The 426-nt window shown below is 40.1% G+C and carries 1 protein-coding gene; it reads right to left on the minus strand.

Annotated features, from left to right (window positions below; genetic code table 11):
* Positions 1 to 160: 160 nt before the first annotated feature.
* Positions 161 to 426, minus strand: a 266-nt coding sequence (locus tag C6366_RS21200) for a fasciclin domain-containing protein (protein WP_199221620.1), incomplete at its 5' end; no start/stop codon positions are given.

Raw genomic sequence — 426 nt, forward strand, 5'->3', positions numbered from 1 at the left:
GTTCATGTTTGCGCCCAAAAATAGTTACAAAACAAACAAAAACCTATACCGGAGATTAATCACAATTAAAACGTCTGTTTATAGGTTTGTGAATAATCCCCGGTAGCAGTTATCGACTCATAATGAATCGGAAACTCAAATCATAAATCCATTATTATGATTAAGGCACAATAACTTTGTCAATTACATGTACTATTCCATTGGTTCCTTGCACATTGGCCAGAACCACGTTAATTGAGCCATCGATTGTTACGCCGCCATTCACGGCGATGTCAAGAGACTTCTCACTGTTTAACGTTGGAACCAAACCACTGGACAAATCAGTTGAAGCCACATTTCCACTAACAACGTGTGCCAAAAGAATTGGAGTGAGCTGTTCTGCAGAGAGGTCCGCAATTCCACTAACCTCAAGGGCTGCAAAAATAG

The sequence above is a fragment of the Desulfonatronum sp. SC1 genome, assembly GCF_003046795.1.
GTDB lineage: Bacteria > Desulfobacterota > Desulfovibrionia > Desulfovibrionales > Desulfonatronaceae > Desulfonatronum.